The sequence below is a fragment of the Brevibacillus borstelensis genome, from assembly GCF_036700025.1.
Classification (GTDB): Bacteria; Bacillota; Bacilli; order Brevibacillales; family Brevibacillaceae; genus Brevibacillus; species Brevibacillus borstelensis.
In genome coordinates this window covers 424,359-444,574 of the sequence record NZ_CP144922.1, presented here as the reverse complement: position 1 = coordinate 444,574, position 20,216 = coordinate 424,359, and the positions used below count along the sequence as shown (strand labels likewise).

At 54.4% G+C, this 20,216-nt stretch carries 18 protein-coding genes; 6 read left to right on the top strand and 12 right to left on the bottom strand.

Annotation, left to right across the window (positions count from 1 at the left end):
* Positions 1 to 60: 60 nt before the first annotated feature.
* On the bottom strand, positions 61 to 561 hold the full coding sequence (locus V5G20_RS02185; RefSeq protein ID WP_172920890.1) for a DinB family protein: 501 nt from the start codon (positions 559 to 561) through the stop codon (positions 61 to 63).
* A gap of 218 nt (positions 562 to 779) precedes the next feature.
* Positions 780 to 3,383: a TPM domain-containing protein gene (locus V5G20_RS02180; RefSeq protein ID WP_338463126.1), complete on the bottom strand. Its 2,604-nt coding sequence runs from the start codon at positions 3,381 to 3,383 to the stop codon at positions 780 to 782.
* Positions 3,384 to 3,581: 198 nt separating this feature from the next.
* Between V5G20_RS02180 and V5G20_RS02175 the strand changes: the two genes are divergently transcribed.
* Positions 3,582 to 4,352: an SDR family NAD(P)-dependent oxidoreductase gene (locus V5G20_RS02175; RefSeq protein ID WP_003388690.1), complete on the top strand. Its 771-nt coding sequence runs from the start codon at positions 3,582 to 3,584 to the stop codon at positions 4,350 to 4,352.
* Positions 4,353 to 4,367: 15 nt separating this feature from the next.
* On the top strand, positions 4,368 to 5,357 hold the full coding sequence (locus V5G20_RS02170; protein ID WP_003388691.1) for a bile acid:sodium symporter family protein: 990 nt from the start codon (positions 4,368 to 4,370) through the stop codon (positions 5,355 to 5,357).
* 123 nt (positions 5,358 to 5,480) lie between these two features.
* Here V5G20_RS02170 and lpdA read toward each other — a convergent pair whose 3' ends face one another.
* From lpdA to V5G20_RS02130, 8 genes are all read right to left on the bottom strand, one after another.
* Complete coding sequence (gene lpdA, locus V5G20_RS02165; RefSeq protein WP_338463125.1) at positions 5,481 to 6,851, bottom strand: dihydrolipoyl dehydrogenase; 1,371 nt, start codon at positions 6,849 to 6,851, stop codon at positions 5,481 to 5,483.
* Position 6,852: 1 nt separating this feature from the next.
* The gene (locus V5G20_RS02160; RefSeq protein ID WP_227277653.1) at positions 6,853 to 8,220 is read right to left on the bottom strand and encodes a dihydrolipoamide acetyltransferase family protein; all 1,368 of its coding nucleotides are present in this window, start codon (positions 8,218 to 8,220) and stop codon (positions 6,853 to 6,855) included.
* A 26-nt stretch (positions 8,221 to 8,246) separates the two neighbouring features.
* On the bottom strand, positions 8,247 to 9,224 hold the full coding sequence (locus V5G20_RS02155) for an alpha-ketoacid dehydrogenase subunit beta (RefSeq protein ID WP_338463124.1): 978 nt from the start codon (positions 9,222 to 9,224) through the stop codon (positions 8,247 to 8,249).
* Positions 9,217 to 10,158 (bottom strand): thiamine pyrophosphate-dependent dehydrogenase E1 component subunit alpha, encoded by a 942-nt coding sequence (locus V5G20_RS02150; protein ID WP_422387997.1) that lies wholly within the window; start codon positions 10,156 to 10,158, stop codon positions 9,217 to 9,219. Before V5G20_RS02150 ends, V5G20_RS02155 begins: the two co-directional genes overlap by 8 nt.
* A gap of 144 nt (positions 10,159 to 10,302) precedes the next feature.
* On the bottom strand, positions 10,303 to 11,760 hold the full coding sequence (locus V5G20_RS02145; protein WP_003388698.1) for a PLP-dependent aminotransferase family protein: 1,458 nt from the start codon (positions 11,758 to 11,760) through the stop codon (positions 10,303 to 10,305).
* Between the two features lie 13 nt (positions 11,761 to 11,773).
* Positions 11,774 to 13,060, bottom strand: a complete 1,287-nt coding sequence (locus V5G20_RS02140; RefSeq protein WP_003388699.1) for a TRAP transporter large permease — start codon at positions 13,058 to 13,060, stop codon at positions 11,774 to 11,776.
* On the bottom strand, positions 13,057 to 13,536 hold the full coding sequence (locus V5G20_RS02135) for a TRAP transporter small permease (RefSeq protein WP_003388700.1): 480 nt from the start codon (positions 13,534 to 13,536) through the stop codon (positions 13,057 to 13,059). Before V5G20_RS02135 ends, V5G20_RS02140 begins: the two co-directional genes overlap by 4 nt.
* An 82-nt stretch (positions 13,537 to 13,618) precedes the next feature.
* The gene (locus tag V5G20_RS02130; RefSeq protein ID WP_122958007.1) at positions 13,619 to 14,644 is read right to left on the bottom strand and encodes a DctP family TRAP transporter solute-binding subunit; all 1,026 of its coding nucleotides are present in this window, start codon (positions 14,642 to 14,644) and stop codon (positions 13,619 to 13,621) included.
* Between the two features lie 324 nt (positions 14,645 to 14,968).
* Between V5G20_RS02130 and V5G20_RS02125 the strand changes: the two genes are divergently transcribed.
* The 4 genes from V5G20_RS02125 to V5G20_RS02110 are packed head-to-tail and all read left to right on the top strand — an operon-like array spanning position 14,969 to position 18,502.
* Positions 14,969 to 15,883: a decaprenyl-phosphate phosphoribosyltransferase gene (locus V5G20_RS02125; RefSeq protein ID WP_024983031.1), complete on the top strand. Its 915-nt coding sequence runs from the start codon at positions 14,969 to 14,971 to the stop codon at positions 15,881 to 15,883.
* Positions 15,884 to 15,908: 25 nt separating this feature from the next.
* Complete coding sequence (locus V5G20_RS02120) at positions 15,909 to 16,265, top strand: SMR family transporter (protein ID WP_003388703.1); 357 nt, start codon at positions 15,909 to 15,911, stop codon at positions 16,263 to 16,265.
* A 43-nt stretch (positions 16,266 to 16,308) separates the two neighbouring features.
* The gene (locus tag V5G20_RS02115; protein ID WP_338463122.1) at positions 16,309 to 16,788 is read left to right on the top strand and encodes a divergent PAP2 family protein; all 480 of its coding nucleotides are present in this window, start codon (positions 16,309 to 16,311) and stop codon (positions 16,786 to 16,788) included.
* A 22-nt stretch (positions 16,789 to 16,810) separates the two neighbouring features.
* Positions 16,811 to 18,502 carry a hypothetical protein gene (locus V5G20_RS02110; protein WP_327985704.1) on the top strand — a complete coding sequence of 564 codons (1,692 nt, stop codon included), beginning with the start codon at positions 16,811 to 16,813 and terminating at the stop codon, positions 18,500 to 18,502.
* A gap of 142 nt (positions 18,503 to 18,644) precedes the next feature.
* Here V5G20_RS02110 and V5G20_RS02105 read toward each other — a convergent pair whose 3' ends face one another.
* Both V5G20_RS02105 and V5G20_RS02100 read right to left on the bottom strand, forming a co-directional pair.
* Positions 18,645 to 19,388 carry an MBL fold metallo-hydrolase gene (locus V5G20_RS02105; RefSeq protein WP_003388706.1) on the bottom strand — a complete coding sequence of 248 codons (744 nt, stop codon included), beginning with the start codon at positions 19,386 to 19,388 and terminating at the stop codon, positions 18,645 to 18,647.
* Between the two features lie 239 nt (positions 19,389 to 19,627).
* Complete coding sequence (locus V5G20_RS02100) at positions 19,628 to 20,182, bottom strand: glycerol-3-phosphate responsive antiterminator (RefSeq protein ID WP_024983034.1); 555 nt, start codon at positions 20,180 to 20,182, stop codon at positions 19,628 to 19,630.
* Positions 20,183 to 20,216: the final 34 nt, after the last annotated feature.

Sequence of the window (20,216 nt, the reverse complement as noted above, 5' to 3'; positions counted from 1 at the left end):
TTTTGATCGTCGTAAAATTACCATTATATTTCGACAAAGTAACACAAAAAGTGACATAGATCAATGCTTCCAGCTCAATAAATGCTCATCGCCGTCCTGTAAAAGCTTGGTCATGTAGACAATTTGACCTGTATGATACGAATAATGGGCAGTCGTATGGTACAGGATTTCCAGCAAATGACGGGTGTACGAGGCGATTCCCGCGTCCGGCGGATAGACAATCGTCACTTCTCTTTCCATATCTTCTGGCGAGAGCGATTCCAGTATCGCCCGCGTCTGCTGGCGCACGCCTGTCAGCTGCGCCAAAAGCTCGTCCGGACTGACGCCGCCTTCCGCGAGAAATTCTGCCGATCTTTCCCGGATGAACGGCTTTTGGCCGATCCCGCTGACGATGTTTTGATATTCGTTTCCGGCCAGATGCAAACAGAGATTGCCGACGCTGTTGGTGCTCCCGCGCACTTTTTTCCACACCCGCTCCTCCGGCAATCGGTCCAATGCTTTCCTGATCCGTTCCAGCTCCGTGTCCAGCAGCTTCAGTGTTTGGCTGTAAAAACGATGCATGCCTGCTCCCTCTCTTCCCTATGTATTTTGATTCATACTCCATAGGATACCACAGGTCTTCCGGGAACTGGCGCAATGTCGGCATCAAGTGCCTGACGCCCCCTTTTGCCTTTATGAAAATGGGCTTCGCGAAACTTTGTTGGCCAAAGAAAAAACGGCCGGAAGCCAGCCGTTTTTTCTCCTTGCGGTGCTGTATGGCAGTAGTCGGACCACATTGTCTACCATTGCGACGACCCGGAGGATCTCCCGCTGTTCGACGACCCGCCTCCCCAGCTTGAGCTGCCTGACGAATGGCCGCCTCCGCCCCAGCTCGAGCTTCCCGAAGAGCGTCCTCCTCCCGAGCCGCCGCCAAAACCTCCTCCGAAGCCGCCTCCAAATCCGCCAGAATTGTTTCGTCGGCGCTCCTCATCCAAAGCTCGCCGGTACTCCCGATCCATTTCGCTGAGGATCGTTTCTCCTCGGGAGATTTCCTGCATGGCCTCGGCAAAGGCCCCCTCCCTGATCGCCAGCTCCACCTGTTCTTTTAAGCGATCGTACTGGGAGGAATAGCGGGAAAGGCGGATTCTTCTGCCGTATCGATTGCGTCTGCTCGAATAGGCGTCCTCGAACCTCCGGAAAGCGCGCACCGTCTCTTCCTTTTTCTGCTTGACCAGCTCCACCCGGTGAGCAAGCTGATCGACAAGCATTTCAAATGAAGTCAGCGCCTCCTCGATCTGATAGACGTCGAGCAATTGACCGTTCATCAGGCTCTCCAGCCCGTTGATCTCCTTGTCTATCTCGGCGATCATCCTGGCAATCTCGGGAATTCTGACATAAAGCTGCTCAAAAGCAGACGCTGATTGATAGAAACGGCTTTGGAACTGCTGAAAACGGTCGCCTGCCGTCTGTACCCGCTCCTCCAGAGCCATGCGATAGCCAAGGCTCTGCTCCCGGACATTTTTTATCTGTGAAAGCAGGTGCTCTGACAGCTCGCTCCGTTCGTGGGCCAGCCTGTATTTTTGCACGCGCTCGTCAAGCGCCGACTTTATTTCGATCAAAAGCCGTTCAAGCTCTTCCTTGTCCCCCATGATTTGTCCGTAACGCTCTTCCTGCTCACGGAGATGAACTTCGGCAAAGCGTTCGCGCAGTCTCGCAAACTCCTGATTGTACGCGGAATCGAATTCCCTCAGTTCAGCCAGAAGCTGTTCCGTGTTGCGTACTGTCGCTCTTGCGCTATCTCGGTGCCGAATCATTTCCGCTACGACGTCGCTCGCCTGTTGCAAACCATTCTCCATGCCATCGATACATGCCTTTGCTTCGTTGCTGTCACCTGCTTCGATCAGCGCTCCGAGGCGCGGCACTTCCGCTTCCGCCGCTTTCAAAATGGCAAAAGGGTCGGCATCGACAAGCAGCAGCTGTTCACGTCCCACCACTTGGCGAAGCTCCTCCTCTCTCAGCTTGATCCGGGGAGGAAACTCCTTGTGCTTTTCGATCTGGGCTCTGATCTCATCGACAGCAGCCCGCAAGCCGTCAAACATCTGATGTACCTCTTTGGCAGGTCCTTCGGCTTGCAAGTAATCAAATTCATCCATGCTGTCCGCTTTGTTCAAAATGGCTTCCGCCTGTTCCAGCTGCTTCCTCATGACGGTCAAGGAGAAGGACGTTTCCCTGGCGAGCGCCTCGATGATTGCCGACGTCTCTTTTGCTCTTTCTTTAGCCTCTTCGACGAGACGCCTTACCTCGACGGACAGCCTTTCAATTTCTTTCAATCTTGCTTGATTTTGTTCAATTTTGTTACAATACGCCTCCACTGCATCCAGAAGGCCCTGTATGGCTTGTTCCGTTTTGGCCCCGGAGAAAAAGGAAACCTTTTGTCCCGCCAGCTGCTCCTGCAGCTGCTGCGACTCTTTGTGCAGCTGAAGGGCGGCTTGTTCAAGCTGTGCAACCTGCTTTTTCGTTTCCCCCTCGATGAGGCCGACCTCCAGCTCGCGGAACAGCCCGGAGACGATCATCTGGTCGACGGCAGGCGTCGCTTCCGCATGGCTCTTTACAGCCCGGTCCAGCATTTTCTTTAGACGGGAGCGATAGACAAGCTGTCTGATCGTGAAAAACAGAGCCGCTCCGATGCATAGAAAGAGCAGAACCCAGACGATGGAGTTCTGGGAATGAGCCGATGTCGCCGATTTGGCCTGTGCAGGAGCCGAACCGGATGGAGCGGATGATGGCGGCGGAGTCGCAGCGTGCTTCGATGTTGCCGCATTGCCGGAGGGTGCCTTTGAAGCGCCTGAGGCCGCGGGCGATGCTGACGGTGCCGTCGTCGCATTTGCCGGAGACGATGCCGGGGTCGTCGCAGTGACTCCCGCATTCCCCGCAGACGCCGACTCGGAAATCTCATTGACGTAGTCGCTGACCGCAATCACTCCTGCAGCGACATTTCCCTCTCGCGCCAGCGGTACGAATTGCAGGTCGAGAATCCCCTTTACATCCCCCGCATCGCTTTGGGCGACTTGACTTGCCAGCTCCTTGTTTTCGAATACGAGATGCACGTGATTCGGATTCACCGTCACGACCAGCATCAGTTGATTTTTTCCGAGCTTCCAGCCGTCGTAGGCCTCGTTGGCCAAGCGCTCCCCTTCCGCCTCATCCAGCCCGCTGGCGGTAAGGAGCAGCAGCTCGTACTTTTTGTCCTTCGTACTCTCTTTGATCTGCTCGGCTTCATCGGATGAAAACAACCCGACGGGGTCGGTCACGACTCCATTCCGCTCCGGGAGAGCGGCCGCGGAGGCGATGGAGCCCGAGACAAGCCACAGGATCGCCAACATAAACAAACTGATTCTCTTCATTCTTTAATCCTTTCCTGATATGTCGTTCATTTCCAAATTATACAGTAACGAGAGCTGTCGCGCTTGCCCGGCTTGCTTTTCCATTTTTCTCCTCCGCAATCGAAAGGCCAATTGTGGAAGTGGCTCTAGACTCGCTCGTCGGCTGCAAGCAATACTGTGGGTATTGACGAGAGGAAGATCATGAAGGAGGCGATACCCATGTGTTCAGAAAAAAAGCTGGCGGTTATTACCGGTGCGGCTCAGGGACTTGGCTACGCGATTGCAGAGGACCTCGCTGCTTCTGGTCACCGCGTTGTTTTGCTGGACCGCAATCCGGATAAACTGCTTGCCGCCGTCGAAACGCTCCGATCCAAAGGTCATACAGCAGATGGGAAACAAATCGATCTGGCGGAAACAGATGCGATACAAGGCCTGCTCTCCCAGATCGTTCAGGAGCACGGGGCCTTCCACGTTTTGGTCAACAACGCTGGCGTCAATATCGTCAAGCCGATGGATCAGGTCACAAGCTCCGACTGGGACCTGGTGATGAATATCAACCTGAAGGCTGTCTTTTTCATGATACAAGCCGCCGCTCCATTCCTGCATGACGGCGGCTCCATCGTCAATATCGCCTCGGTTGCGGCAAACAGCCCGCGCCCGCTCTCCGCAGCCTACGCGGCTTCAAAAGCGGGGGTTTTGAGCGTGACAAAAACTGCATCGATTGTCCTTGCCCCAAGACGCATTCGCGTAAACGCCGTTTGTCCCGGTGCCATGGAAACAGAGCTGTTGGCGAAAATGGCTGACGACATGAGCGCTCTCTTTGGCCAAAGCAGCGAAAGGTCCCTGCAAAATTACATCGGTAACATCCCGCTCGGGCGAATCAGCTCCGCGCATGATGTAGCAAAAACCGTTTCATTCCTGGCATCCGACGCCGCTGCCTATATAACAGGCCAATCCGTAAACGTCTGCGGCGGGTGGACAGTTACATAGCCGGGAGGACCGCCTATGCTTCGCTTTTTCCAAGCCGCCGTCACCAAATTGTTGCCCTTGTGGATCGTCTGTTGTGCGCTTCTCGCCTACCACTTTCCCGGCCACTTTCTGTTCTTGAAAAATTGGACCGCCCCTGCGCTCGCTTTTATTTTGTTTAACATGGGACTTACCTTGTCGCAGGAGAGCTTGAGACGGGTCATTCGGCAGCCAAAGAACGCCTTGCTTGGCGTAGCCGGCAAATGGACGATCTCGCTGGGCATTTCCATCGGGCTCGCGTTTCTGTTCTTCCGGGATCAGCCTGATCTCTTGGCGGGGACAATCCTCGCAGGGGCGGTGCCCAGCGGGACATCAGCCAATCTGTACACCTTTATGGCAGGAGGAACGCTCGCTTTGAGCATCATGATGTCCGCTGTGGATACGCTGGTGGGCCCCGTTTTGACCCCGCTGATCATGAAAGCGACGGTCGGCAGCGTTGTCCCCGTAGCTTTTCTGCCGCTGTTTTTGCAAATGGTGTACGTCGTCCTCCTGCCGATTTTGGCGGGCCTGGCGATCCAGTGGAAATGGGAGTCGCGGCTGGCCCCTGTCAAGAAAGTCATTCCCCTGCTCTCTGCTGCCGCCCTCATCGTTGTTGATCTCGCTGTCGTTTCCGGCGCGCAGACCATGCTTCAGGAGAATCTGGTCCTGCTCCCCTGGCTGTTTCTCTGCGTATTTCTGCAAATAACCCTTCCCATGGTGCTCGGGTACTGCTTTGGCGCCGGTTTCCGGATGCCGGAAGCGGATCGACGGTCCGTCGTCTATGAATTCGGGATTTGCAATACGGCCCTGGCTGCGCTTCTTGCCATGGAGCACATCAGCCCGATCGCTGCGGTCCCTGCTGTAGCGAATATGATCACCAATACGTCCCTCGGCGCTTTCATCGCCGTTTTGTGGGAACCGGCCCGCACCCGCTGGCAGCGATACAGATCGAGCTCAAGCTCTGCGGCACAACATCAGTCAACGCAGTAAGGCCCCTTTTGTCTGCGAGACAAGGGAGCCTTTTTTTGTCTGTTTAGGTTTCTGCAAACCAGCCTTTTCCCTGGCGTGTACGGCAGTGCCTCTTGGCAGGCATGCAAGCCGCAGCATCCTGGACTAGGGGAGGTGAATTGCTTGCCCCATGATGCTCATCGCGGCTTCCTGGATGCCTTCCGCGACCGTAGGATGCGGATGGATCGTTTTGACCAGCTCGTCGAGCGTAGCCTCGAGCGTCAGACCGAGCGACGCTTCCGCAATCATTTCGGTCGCGTGCGGAGCCAGCAGATGAATGCCGAGAAGCCGCCCGTACTTTCTGTCCGCTACCACCTTTAAAAACCCGTCCGTCTCTCCCCCAACCAGGGCTCTGCCGCTTGCCATCAGCGGAAAGACCCCTTCCTGAACGTCGAATCCCCTGTTTCTCGCCTCTTCTGCCGTTAGGCCTGCCATAGCCGCTTCCGGATGAGAGTAGACGCAGTGAGGGACAAGGTCGAAGTTGACTGGCTGTGTGGGGAAGCCCAGGGCATGTTCAGCCGCTACCCTGCCTTCTGCCATCGCGACATGCGCCAGCATGATCGGACTTGCGCAATCCCCGATGGCGTAGATGCCCGGCAGATTCGTCTGTTGATACGCATCTGCCTTTATTTTGCCGTTCACTACCCGAATCCCCGCCTTATCCAGCCCGAGCGGTTCCAGAACGGCTGCTCTGCCCACCGCCGCCAGCACCAGGTCGGCCTGTACCGATTTGCCTTCCGACAATTGCAGCTCCAGCCCTTCCGTTTCCTTCTTGATGATTTTTACGACCTTTTGGCCAAGGCAAAAGGCAATGCCTTGTCTTTCCAGCAGCTCTTTCAACTGCCGGGACAGTTGCGGGTCCATATTCGGCAGGATGCGCTCTGCCGCTTCGATGACATGCACATCCACGCCCAGCTCGGAAAAAGCGGTCGCAAATTCCACGCCGATGACCCCGCCTCCGATGATGGCAAGGCGTTTGGGCAGCTCGGCAACGGAGAGCAGCTCATCGCTTGTGACTACTCCCGGCAGGTCAATGCCTTCAATCGGCGGAATGACCGGACGGCTGCCTGTCGCCAGGATAATGGCATCCGCCTCCAGCAACAACTGCTCTTCTCCCGCAACAGCCACCCTTTTCTCTCCGGCAAGCGAAGCTGTCCCTTTTACGACCCTGATCTGCCCCTTCCGAAGCAACCCTTCTACGCCTTTTCGAAGCTGCATGACCGCTTTTTCTTTCCGCTCCAGAATGGACGGCCATGGAACTTCACCAGCTTTGTTCTCCGGGAACCACTGACTGCTTTTCGCCCATATGTGGGAGGACTCCAGCAGGCTTTTTGTCGGGATGCAGCCGACATTCAGGCAGGTGCCGCCGAGCTGTCCTTTTTCAATCAGGGTGACGTCCGCCCCCAGTTGGCCCGCGCGCAAAGCTGCCGTATATCCTCCCGGCCCTCCACCGATGACGATCAGCCTTTTTTTCATCCTACCGCCTCCCCTTTACAAGCAGCCGCAGCGGCTGCTGGATGTAGTCATGCACCGTCTGGAGGAACCCGGCTGCCTCCGCCCCGTCGAGTGCCCGATGGTCAAAAGAGAGGGACAGCGTCAGCATGGAACGTCGAGCGAGGTCATCACCGATCCATACGGGCTTTTCGACGATCCTGCCGATCCCCAATATCCCGGTTTCTGGCGGATTGATGATCGGCGTAAAACCGTCGACACCCATCATGCCGAGATTGCTGATCGTAAACGTGCCCCCGCGCATTTCATCGACCGTCAGGCGCTGCTCGCGGGCGCGCGTCGTCAGATTATGCAAGGCTTCCGCTATCTCGCCCAAATCTTGTTTGCACGCGTGAGGAATGACCGGAACGAGCAGCCCGTCTTCGACAGAGACAGCCACGCCGAGATGGACGTCCGGGTGGATAGTGATCGCCTGATTTTGGCACCAGGCGTTCAGACTGGGGTGCTTTTGCAGAGCCATGGCAACGATTTTGACCAGAAAATGGGTAACGGTCAGCTTGGTCCCCGTACTCGCCAAATCTGCGGAAAGAATGGCATGTGCGGCCAGCAGCGGAGTTACATCGACTTCCCTGGTGAGTGTAACGTGGGGGATCTGCTGCCAGCTTCGGGTCATCCGCTCCGCGATCACCTTGCGTGCGCCTGTCATCGGGCGGGTTGCGGCTGCCGACTCCGCTTCCCGTGGCGGATGCGTCCACTGACCTCCCGCTTGCTTCAGTTGTTCGGCAATCACGTCAGGCAGCATGATCCGCCCCCGCTGGTCGATCCTCTCCCAGGCCACACCTTGCTCCTCCGCATATTTTTTGGCTGCTGGCGAGATAGCCGGCTGCTTTGCCCCAGTATCCCCGACATCGCGGGAGACAACGATGCTTCTCGGGCCGGATGCACTGACTTGGCCTATATCGATTCCCTTCTCCCTGGCGAGCTTGCGAGCGAGCGGAGTCGCGAGGCGAAGCCCCTCAGAAAGGGTGTGATCGCCTGATTCGAGACTCGAAGCATCGTTCGAATCACGGCTAACAGCATCGTTGGATTTGTGATGTGAACCCTCGCCTGCCCCCTGCTGACCGTCTGCTCCCAGCAACCCGCTAATATCCTCGGACTCTTCCGCCACGATCGCAAGCGCTGCCCCGACCTGTGCCGCTGCGCCTGCGGGCGTAAAAATATGGCGCAAAACCCCGGTTCCTGGTGCCGTCACTTCATTGGTGATCTTGTCTGTCTCCACCTCGAACAGCACTTCGCCGCTCTCGACACGCTCGCCTACAGCTTTGCACCAGACGGAAACGGTCCCCTCTGTCATCGTCAAACCGAACTTGGGCATGGTGATTACGAATGCCATGTTATTTCCCCCTTCCTTCAATTTGTTTACCAGCGTGCCCGCAGAACAGCTTCTACGATTGATTCCACTTGTGGAATCACCTGCTTTTCCAGAGGCGGGCTGAAAGGAATCGGGGTAAAGGCGGCACCTACGCGGATGATGGGGGCGTCCAGGTACTCGAGGATGTTTTCGCTGACCGAGGCGGCAATTTCTCCCCCGACACCGCCTGTTTTGACCGCCTCATGGGCTACGACCAGACGATGTGTCTTTTTGACAGACTCGTAGATCGTCTCCATGTCCATTGGAACAATCGTCCGCAGATCGATCACCTCCGCCTCGATTCCGTGCAGGCTGCCAAGCTGATCGGCGGCCTCCAGACATTTCCCCAGCATGGCCGAGTACGACACGATGGTCACGTCCTTCCCTTCGCGCACGACCGCCGCTTTGCCGATCGGGGTGAGGTAGTCGCCGTCCGGAACAGGTCCTTTTTTGCTGAACAAGTCTTTGTGTTCAAAATAGATCACCGGGTTTTGGTCGCGAATCGCCGCTTTCAGAAGCCCCTTGGCATCCGCGGGATTGGACGGAATGACGACCTTGAGGCCCGGAATATGCAAAAACCATGCTTCCAGCGATTGCGAGTGCTGCGCCGCCGCTGAGCGTGTCACGCCGTCAGGTGCCCGCAGCACGAGCGGCAGGGTCGCCTGGCCCCCGAACATGTAGCGTATTTTGGCCATCTGGTTGAGCACCTCGTCCATCGTCACCCCGATAAAATCGGCAAAGTGCATATCGACGACCGGCACCGCTCCCGCGAGAGCGGCGCCAATTCCCGCTCCCACCAGCGCGGTTTCCGAAATCGGCGTATCGCGTACGCGCTCCAGTCCGAATTCCTTTGGCAAGCCCTTGAACTGCCCAAAAATGCCGCCCTGGCTTGCGATGTCCTCTCCCATGATAAAGACTCGCTCGTCCCGGCGCATTTCTTCCTGCATCGCTTCCAATGTTGCCTGAGAAAAGGATATGTTACGCATGGCTGGCCTCCTCCTCTACGTACAGATCATCAAATGCTTCCTCCGGATCAGGGTAAGGGCTCTCCTCGGCAAAGCGGATCGCCTCTTCGATTTCTTCCGCGACCCGCTGCTCGATTGCTTGGAGCTGCTCTTCGGTCAGAAGCTTTTCCGGGAGAACCCGCTCGAGGAATTTCTTGATCGGGTCGTTGCTCTCCATCTGGCTCATCACTTCTTCCCGCGTCCGGTACTGCTCTGGATCGCCTACGAAATGGCCTTTGATCCGGTACGTTTTGCACTCGACAAGTGTAGGGCCCTCGCCTCGCCTGGCTCGTTCTACGGCTTCTACTGCGGCTTCATACACGGCAAAAACATCATTGCCATCCACCATCGCGCTTGGCATGGCATAGGACGACGCTCTTACGGAAATATCCGTGACGGCCGTCGCTTCGTGAATCGGCGTCGTCGATGCCCACTGGTTGTTTTCGCAGACAAATACGACGGGCAGCTTCCAGACGGCTGCCATATTCAGCCCCTCGTGAAAGGTACCCCGGTTGCTCGCCCCATCGCCGAAAAAGCAGACGGCTACCTCTGAGCCTTTGCGCAATTGGACTGCCAGCGCGGCTCCGACGGCCAAATTAAACCCGCCGCCCACGACGCCGTTTGCCCCGAGCATGCCAATGCCAAAGTCAGCAATATGCATCGATCCGCCCTTTCCCTTGCAGTAGCCTGTCTTGCGCCCGTACAATTCGGCCATGCACCGTTTTGCTTCGGCGCCTTTTGCCAAGGTGTGGCCGTGCCCCCGATGTGTGCTGGTAATGTAATCGGTGCGGTTCAAGGCGGAGCAAACGCCGACTCCGGTCGCTTCCTCGCCAATGTACAAGTGAACAAAACCCGGAATGTCCCCGGCTAAAAACTTCTCGTTGATCGCCTCTTCAAAGCGTCTGATCAAGAGCATGTGGTAATACCAATCCTGCAAGAGGTCCGTCGATATCGCTTTATTACCCACCAAAAAACACCCCTTCTGGTAAGATGTGAGAATTCCCACCATCAGCATAAGGGGTGTGCAAACGTTTTCATATAACCATTCTCGTGATTGGTCTTACTGATATTCGGAAATGGCCTCACGAATCATTTCGAATCCGGTTTTCAACAAGTCCAGCGAGGGCTGTGTATAGGCCAGGCGGAGATAATTTTCTCCCAAGCCCACGCCGCTCATCCAGTTCCCCGGCACAAACGATACGCCTTTGCGCAGGGCTGTCTGCAGCAGTCTCTCCGCCCGGACCTGGCTGGGGATCCTGCACCACAAAAAGACACCGCCCTCCGGCATGCTGCAGCGGATTTCAGGCATGTCCTTTACGATTTCCCTGATGAGGGACAGACGCGCGCTGTAGGCCTGACGGAGCCTGGCTGCGTGGACCGACAGGCGCCCTTCCGTCAAATAGGCATGCACGGCAATCTGCGTCAGGTTGTTGCTGTGCAGATCGATCCGCTGCTTGATCGTGGATAAATTGGAGATGATTCCTTCCGGGGCTACCAGGAGAGCTACCCGCAGGCTCGGAAACAAATACTTCGAGAACGACTGGAGGTGGATGACATAATTGTCCTGATCCAGCGCTTTGAGCGGCGGCACCGGTTTTTTGCCGAAATAAATCAAGCTGAACGGATCGTCCTCGACGATGGGAACCCTGTATTTTTTCGCGAGGACGAGCAGGTCCTTTCTCCGTTTCAGGGACATGGTCACGCCAGTCGGATTGTGAAACGTCGGGTTTACGTAAATAAACTTCACCGGAAACTGCATCAGGAGATTCTCCAGATTGTCGATGCGAATCCCTTCCTGATCCAGGGTGATGCGCAATATTTTGGCGCCGGTCGCCGTAAACGCGTCAGAGGCGGCGAGAAATCCGGGGTCCTCCATGATGACGTAATCGCCCGGAGCCAGGAACAGCCTGCTGATGAGGTCCAGTCCTTGCATCGCTCCGGAGACGATCATGATCTCTTTCGGGTCGGCGTGAATGCCGCTCTCCTCCAGCCATTTGCAAGCGTCTATCCGCAGAGGCTCATAGCCCTGCGTCGGTGCGGGCAACTGGAGCAGGATCGGGTTTTTCCGCAAATGCTCGGCAAAGTATTGGCTCAGCTCGATTCCCGGGTGAACCTCGGGGGCCGTGCCGACACCCGCGAAATTGATCAGGCGCGGGTCTCGGCCAAAACGCATGATCTCTTCCATCGCATGATTGACATTCCCCGTCTGATAGGCGAAGTCGGCATGCCAGGTGACAACCTGCTCTGTCCGCTCCATCTGCGGTCCGCGCATGATATATGTGCCGCTCCCCTGCTGGCTGCGGACGATCCCTCTTGCTTTCATGTCTTCATTGGCAAGCGTGATCGTCATCCTGCTCACCTTCAACAGCTCAGCCATCCGCCGCTCGGAAGGCAGCCGCGTCCCGGGCTTCAACTTCCCTTCGTGCACCATTTGTTCTATCTGCCGCGAGATTTGCTTGTACAAGGGCTCTTTTTCCACCGCATCCAGAACAATTTGATCCCAATGGGTCGCTGACAAAAGAGATCACTCCTTATTTCATGTTCAACAGTTCAGGAAGCCACAGTGTAATAGACGGAATGTAAGTGATCACGAGCAACGCGAGTATGGATGCGACAATAAACGGAATAACCCCTTTCGATATCTCCTTCAACGAAATTTTCGCCAGTCCGCAAGCAACGTAAAGATCGAGGCCAACGGGCGGTGTGACCAGACCAATGGCGAGGTTCATCGTCATCATGACGCCAAAATGGACAGGGTCAATGTCCATCATGGTGAGAATCGGCAAAAAGATCGGCAAGAAAATATAAAATGCGGATATGGCATCCACAAACATCCCCGCGATCAGCAGGACCAGGTTGATCATCAGCAGCATCGTAATCGTGTTGGGGGCGATGCTCATCAAGGAATTGGCCAAATCCTCCGCAATCCCCTCAACCGTGATCAGCCAGGCAAAGGTGGAGGCCGAGGCGACGATAAGCATGATCATCGCTGTCGTTTTCGCAGATTCCACCAAGAGGCTTGGCAAATGTTTGATTTTGATTTCCTTGTAGATAAAAATTCCGACAAACAAACCGTAGAATACTGCCACAACGGCAGACTCTGTCGGCGTGAAAATCCCCGTGTAGATTCCCCCCAGGATGATCACAGGGGCCATCAAGCCCCACGAGGCATCCTTCAGAGCAGCCACAATGTCCCTGGCGCTCGCTTTCGGAAGCGTAGGGATCTTTTCTTTCCTGGCGATCATGTATCCCGTCAGCGCCAGTATGGCACCCATCAAGAGGCCGGGGACAATCCCCGCCATAAAGATTTTACCAATGGAAACCTCCGCGATTACACCGTAGATGATATAGGCGATGCTGGGCGGAATGATGATGCCGATGCCGCCTGCCGTCGCGAGAAGCCCTGCCGACATATCCTTGCGATAGCCTTGCTTGACCATGGCCGGTATGATAATCGCGCCCACGGCGGCCATCGTAGCGGGACCGGAACCGGAAATCGCCGCGAAGAAACACGCTGCCACGACTGACACGATGGCAAGCCCGCCCGTGAAATGGCCGGTAAGCGTCTGAGCTAGCTGGATTAGCCTTTTGGAGATGCCCGCCCTCTCCATGATCAGCCCGGCGAGGAAAAAGAACGGAATCGCGAGCAGCGTAAATTTGGTCAACGATGAATACAAGGTCGGCGGCAGCGACTGGATGGGCAGATCAAACAGCAGCAGCGTAATCGCGGTAGAGAGGCCGAGGGCTACGGCGATAGGCATGTTTAAAAACAGCAGCAGAAAGAAGGACCCGAATAGACAAATCGCTGTTGCGCTCATTGGTTTGCCTCCTCTCTTTTATGCCTTCGTATCTCCAGGACGTACCCTTCCCAGAAACGAAACATGCACAGCAGCGCACCGAGCGGCACCGACAGACCCATCAGCCACTCCGGCAGGCCCATGGCCGGCGTCTTCTGGTTGTACTGATACTGCTGCATGACCATTTCCCAACCGTACCAAAGCAGAATGACGAAAAACACCGTCGTCAAACAGCCGACAATCACGGTACAAACGATCCGGAAGCGGGCGGGAAGCTGATCGGTCAAAAGCGCAAAGCCGAGGTGCCCGTTTTCCCTGGCAAGCAAGGCCGCTCCGATAAAAATGATGAAAGCGAAGATGTTGGTGGTCAGTTCTTCCGTCATGGAAAGCGAGCTGTTGAAAAAATATCTCGATAATACGTTGACCATTGTCAAAACGCAGATGATGCCCATTAAGACTGCCAGAATCCACTCTTCCAGCCGAACCCAGAATTTCATGACGATCCCCCCGTAAAAAGCAATTGCCCTGCGATTGGGATGAAAAAGGGGGCTTTATCGCCCCTTTTTCCACCTGTCGTGTTTACTTGCGGAATGCATCCAAAAGATCCTTGCCGATGATGCCCTCATATTTGTCGATAACCGGTTGGACTTTTTCCTGGAATGCCTTGATCTGCTCAGGTGTCAGCTCGACGACTTCCATCCCTTTTTCCTTGAGCTGCGCCAGCACTTCTTCGTTCTCTTTGCGATTCAGCTCGATCTGGTATTTGGCGGCTTCTTGGGCCGTTTCTCTCAGCAGCTTTTGCGTGTCCGCGTCCAGACTGTCATACAGCTTTTTATTGACGCCAAAAACGATCGGATCGTACATGTAGTTCCATACAGTCAAGTACTTTTGCACCTCGTACAGTTTGGAGTTGAGAATGATCGGAAGCGGATTTTCCTGTCCGTCGATCACACCTTGCTGCAAGGAGGTAAACACCTCCGAGAAGTTCATAACCGTCGGATCACCGCCAAACTCCTTATACGTAGCCACCATCGCTTCCATGGAAGGCGTTCTGATCTTCAGTCCGTTCAAGTCTTCCGGGGTGAGAATCGGCCTCTTGCTGTTTGTAATTTGACGGTAGCCGCTTTCCCCGAATGCGAGAGGCTCGATCCCTTTGCTGCGAACGAGCTCCATCAATTTTTGCCCGGCTTCTCCGTTCATCGCTTTGTCAGCCTGTTCGTAGCTTGGTATGAGCCAGGGAAGAGAAGGCGCGGCAAACTTCGGGTCGAGTACGTTGTAGATAATCGTAGAGTGGAGAGAAATGTCCGTCGACCCGTTTTGGACTGCCTCCAGACCTTTTGGCTGGTTGCCGTTGGAGAGAGATTCATTTGCATACATTTTCATTTTGATCCGGCCATTTGACTTTTGCTCGACGTCCTCCATCCACTTCTTCACCGCAACTCCCCAGGTGTCTTTCTCCGAGACCGTAATGCTCACTTTGAGCTTTAATTCCTGCGACGCGCCTGCCCCCTGAACTTGAGAGCTTCCGTTCGATTGCTGGGAACCGCAGGCTGCCAGCGCTGCCGCCATCAATACAGAGAGTCCAAAACTTACGAGCCTTTTCATATGTCCTCCCCCGCGTTGTATACGCTTTCAATTTTTAATTTTTAGAATAGTGACAATTGTGTTAAGGGTATATATCCAATAATCAAATTGGCCTTATATTTTGGGCGTTATTTGCAAACATCCCTTTATTTGGATAGCGATTTTCCTTGCAATTCCTTGATTCCATATATCCACTTTCAAGATTTGCCCCTTGCCTTTATCTCCTTTTTTGTGAACTGGATTCGGAACGAAACAGCAAAAATCGATCAATTATGTTACTATTTGTTGGTAATTGTCGTCTTACCTTTGGTAACATGCTACATAGTAAATAGATTGGAGAGTCATATGGGATTGCCGAATTCTGTGAAAGTAAAAGCGCAAACAGCACCTGTCCAAAATGTTTTGGTTTTGTTGATTCGTCAGCTGCGGCCTCAGCAATGGACAAAAAACCTGCTTGTTTTTGCTGCCCTTTTGTTTTCTTTCCGCCGAGTGGATATGGATGTTGGCGGCAAAGCTATTCTCGCCTTTTTCCTTTTTTGCTTCGTATCCGGCTGTGTCTATATATTGAATGATTTTGTAGACATCAAAAACGACCGGAACCATCCCGAAAAGCGGTTCCGGCCCATGGCTTCGGGGGCATTAAACCCGTTTTTGGCACTGACTTTCGGTGCTTTGCTGCTGATTGTTTCCCTTTCTGTCGCCTTCTCTGTCAATACGCTCCTCGGTTTTGTGCTGCTGGTTTACTTTTTGCTGAACTGCGCGTATTCACTCAAGCTGAAGCATGTAGTCATTCTCGATGTGATGATTATCTCTGCCGGTTTTGTCCTCCGTGCGATCGGAGGCGGCCTCGCGATCGGAACCCCGCTGACCCCGTGGTTTTTGCTTTGCACCATGCTGCTGGCTCTCTTCTTGGCCATCAGCAAGCGGCGGCACGAGCTTCAACTGCTGCAAGCGGAAAAAGGTTCCCACCGGAAAGTACTGGAGTTCTACTCGACAGAATTGTTGAATCAATTCAATACGATCGTGACAACGGCAACGATCATCAGCTACTCGTTGTTCACCTTCACATCCGGGCGGACGATCCAGTTGATGTGGACGATTCCGTTCGTGATTTTTGGCATTTTCCGCTACCTCTATTTGATTGCGATGAGCGGCAAGGGAGGCAGTCCGGAAAAAGTGCTGCTGGAGGACAAGCCGATCCTGATCACGGTGCTCTTGTATGTGGTTACGGTGGCCGGCATCCTGTATTTTTTTGAATAACAGCACAGATAGGTGGATGAAGGGTATGCAGGCGCACGTCCTGATTTTTGTTTCGATCCTGCTCAGCGCATGCGGGCAGGTCGCCATGAAGCTGGGAGCCTCGTCTCTGGCGGGAAAGAGCGATCTGTTTTTGCTGAAAATCTTGCAGTACATCACCAACGTACCGATCGTCGTCGGACTTTCCCTGTACGGAGTCTCCGCATTTGTCTGGATAGCGGCCATCGAAAGGGTACAGCTCTCCTACGCCTACCCTATGGCCGCCTTGGGCTATGTCCTCGTAGCGATCCTGTCGGTTTTTCTGTTTCAGGAGCCGATGTCTGCCACGCGGATGGCGGGCCTTGCGATCATCATCATCGGCGTCATTGTGCTGGCACAGTCCTGACACATCCCGCAGCTTGGCAGTTTATCTTATCGGAGGAATTCACATGTTGTACGCGTTGGCACCGTTTATCGGATGGCTCGTCTCGGGAACGGTCAAATTTTTTATCAACTACCTTCGCTTTGGGAAGGAAGCCCGGTCAAAAATAGGAAACGGCGGATTCCCCAGCACCCATACGACTGTGATGGTCACCAGCATTGCCCTGATCGGCCTGCGCGAAGGCTTTGACCATCCTGTATTCGGGCTGGGAGTTGCGGTTACGTTTATCGTCATCATTGACGCGATGGGATTGCGCAGGGCCGTCGGCAAGCATGCGGAAGCGCTGAACCGGATGGCGACAGCGCCGTACCAGTCGGTCTCTGCAGAGTCGAGTGTCGCAGCGGATTCGCCTGCTTCCGTCGCAAAGCCGCTGCGCGAAAGCATGGGGCATACCAAAGGTGAGATTGTAGGAGGGATTGTTCTCGGCGTGCTGCTTGCGAAGCTTTTGCACGTGCTTTCACAAGCAAGCCCGAGTCTATTTGGCTAGGAATGGGAGAGAAAGAGAAAGTATGAACGAATCAACAAATATAAACAAGCTGGGGAACTATTCCTTTATTCTGGGGATTGCGTTGATCCTCTTTTTAGCCTTTATGCTGTTTTTCACTTCGGTCCTGTTGTTATGCGGAATACCGATTACCGGCATCAGCCTCTGGCTGTCCCTGGCTCTCGGCCTTCTTAGCATGTGGGGCATGACGCGCTCATTCTTTCCTGCCCGCACAGTGGCCGCGTTTCTCTCCACTCTCGCGGGGCTTGCGCTCGTTTTGGGAATCAGCTTGTATGTGAGCGCCCACACCTACGACCTGTCATGGGATGGGCAAACGTATCACCAGGAAGCGATTATCCTTCTGAAGGATGGATGGAATCCGGTCTATGAACAGCTGGAGGCGCCCACAGATGCAGAGCTTGCGAAGCTGCAGGGACGCGAGCTGCTGACGGTGTTCGAGCTGTGGATCAACCACTACAGCAAAGGCCCTTGGCTCCTCGATTCTCTGCTTTACAAAGTGACCGATCAGATTGAAGTGAGCAAGATCTTCAACTTCATCCTGCTGTTTGCGTCTTTTTTTCTGTCTGCAGCCGCCATGCTGACAGCTTTTCCAGCGAAGCCGAAAAGAGCGGTTATTCTCTCGCTCCTGTTGGCCTGCAATCCTGTGGTGGTAACGCAGCTGATCACCTTTTACATTGACGGACAGCTGGCATCGCTCATTTTGTGCATCTGTGCGCTCGGCTATCTTTTGTACAAACGGTATCACCCGTGGACGCTTGCCGGGCTTTGCTCGGCGCTCATTCTGCTCGGCGAGGTGAAATTTACCGCCCTTGTTTACGCCGTCCTGCTCGGCTGCGGGCTGCTGCTGCTCTTTTTCCTCTACGACAGCGAGGGGCGGTGGAAAAGCCTGCTTGCCGCATTCACGGCCAGCTTGCTCATCTGTGTGGCGCTCGTCGGCTACAATCCATACGTAACGAATACGCTGACGAAGGGCCATCCGTTTTACCCGCTGGCTGGCGAAAATGCGGTCGACATCATGAAAACCAACAGCCCGTATGATTTTCTGGACAAAAACCGGTTTGAAAAGTTCTTTGTTTCTCTGTTTGCGACGACCGCCAACGTCGGAAACGACGGAGAAAGCCAGCTCAAATGGCCGTTTTCGGTCACGCCGTACGAGATAACGGCGTTCATCTCTCCCGATGTGCGGGTAGCCGGATTCGGTCCCATGTTCGGGGGAGCCGTGCTGCTCGGCTGCCTGGTCATTTTTGGCCTGCTGCTGCAAAAGAGACGGGCGCATCGGCCAGTTTTCCTCGTCATGGCTATCCTGCTGTTTACGGTTTTGATCAATCCGGAGTCGTGGTGGGCCCGGTATGTCCCCCAGCTTTGGATCATTCCCGTCCTGATTGCCGTGATGGGACTGGAAAGCGGAAAAGCGTGGATTCAAAATGGAAGCAGGCTTTTGCTCTGCGCTCTTATAGCAAACGCGTTTTTGGTCGGCTTCGGTCATTTTATCGGACAGAGCTATTCGCATCTGCTGCTCAAACAGCAGCTGCAGGCGATGAAGCAGAGCACTCAGCCAGTGCTGGTCGATTTCCGGCACTTCAATGCCAACCGCGTCCGGCTGCAGGAGGAGGGAATCCCGTTTGTTGAGACCAAAATCGACGAAAAGCAGGCGAAAGGTTTGTCTTCTTCCCGGACGCTGTACATTATTCCGTAAGTAATAAGGGAATCTCGAAACAAAAGCGCCTTCCTGTCATCAGGAGGCGCTTCGTTTGTTCAATTGGCTGCGATTTTCTATATTGTCGAGGTTTCTACCGGATCTTTGCTGTTAGGAAAGCCCGTTGTTCTTCCCCTGTCTGCTAGGCAGGGTCTCTCTGTGCAAGCTGCTCCAACTGCCCTTTCACATTTTGATCGCTGCGCCCGCCGTGGTAGCAAATGACCGACTCGATCTCATAATCGAGAAGCTTTGCAAGTGAGCGCCGGGCTTCTTCCATGTCCAGGGTTGTCCGGGCTACAGGACCTTGCAAAGTGCCGTTCACACAGATCAAGGCATCGCCTGCAACCAGCGTCTTGCTTTGGACGAGATAAAGGCTGATGTGCCCATCGGTATGCCCCGGTGTGTGAATGACGCGAATCCCGCCGCCATAGGGCAATTCGTCGCCGTCATCAAGAGTATGGTCCACCTTGGCCTTCGGCGGATTGCCAAAAAAGTCTATCGCCTTCTGGCGTTCTTCTTCCGGGAGCATCTCCAGCAAAGGAGCCATTGCTTCGGGACTCGTTTTTATGAGAGGCAGCGTCCCCTCGATGTAAGGCTGATCGAGCTTGTGTGCATACACTTTTGCTTGCTCCGCCTCAGCGATGATCTCGGGTACGCTGCCGATGTGGTCGAAATCCTGATGCGTCAGAATTACTGCTTTCAATATGGCAGGAGAAACACCCGCCTCCAGCATGGCTGTGCGGATTCGCTCCCATGATCCGGGCATACCGGTATCGATCAGGACAGCTGCCTCGTCATCCCAGATCAGGGTCGGGTGCAATGCGGTACTGCCACCGACAGAATTCTCATGCAAATGAAGCATGTTTACACCAGTCTGTTTGCTCAAAAAAGATTCCCCCAATGTAAAAGTGGATGCAGGAGATTGTCAAAGTATGGATTCTCCTATAAGCTACACAATATTATGTATCACACTTTCAAAGTTGGGGTCAATTCCATAAATTATAATGATAACACAAATATTTATTTTTGTCAACAGATATTTTTCCGGTAATCATGCCAACATTCTCCGTTCATTCATCCACTTGAGATCCGTCAAGATTTGCATATTCGTTAGTCCTTTTGCAATCAATTCCACAGCTCCGACCTGCTGAGCGATACCGCATCCGCTCCGTGGGCAAGCGCTTCCTGCACCTGCTTCCGGGTCCAGATCAACCCGCCCAAAATAATCGGCTGGGAGAGCTGTTCTTTGATATACGGAATGATCGAAGGCGCGATGCCCGGCATGATTTCGATGGCATCGGGCTGGTTTTCCTGCACATTTCTGATCGTATTCTGCAAAGAGCTGGAGTCGATCAAGAAGACGCGCTGAATCGTCAAAAGCCCCTCCTTTTTCGCCACGCGGATCATCGGTCCTTTGGTTGTGACAATACCTGCCGGGCGTATGTGCCGGGATAAAAAACGGCAGGATTCCTTGTCATTGGAAAGACCGTTCATCAGATCCGTGTGAACGAAAATCGGCTTGCCCGCTTGCGTGAAGGTCTCCGTCTCCTCCATCAGCCGGGTCAGCTTTGCGTACATCAGCAAAATGGCGCTGACCGGAGATGCCATCGCCGCTGCAAGCTGGTCCTGCTCCGTGGCGGCAATGACCGGATTTGCCTTCAGTAACGTCCTTATGTCCATCGGTATCCCCTCGCCTTCTGACATTGTTCCCTCG